General features: G+C 68.3%; 1 protein-coding gene. It reads right to left on the reverse strand.

The window, feature by feature from the left end:
- On the reverse strand, positions 1-246 hold a 246-nt coding region (locus SB717_RS38530), incomplete at both ends, for an AMP-binding protein (RefSeq protein ID WP_410908494.1).

Raw genomic sequence — 246 nt, forward strand, 5'->3', positions numbered from 1 at the left:
CTCGGGGAGTGAGGCGGCCCGCTTCGCGTCGACCACGAGGACCGTGGGCCGGCTGTGCTCGAGGCCGTAGGTGACCTCACGTGGCACCCACCAGCCGTTGAGGCCGACGGTGATGGCTCCAAGGGCCTGAGTGGCCCAGAACGTCATGACACATTCGGGTGTATTGGCAGCGAGGATTCCCACCCGATCGCCCTTGCCGACGCCGTACTTGTCGCGCAGCGCAGTGGCCAGCGCGGCGACGGACCT

Origin of the sequence: Priestia sp. SIMBA_032, from assembly GCF_046535215.1 — a bacterium.
Classification (GTDB): Bacteria; Bacillota; Bacilli; order Bacillales; family Bacillaceae_H; genus Priestia; species Priestia aryabhattai.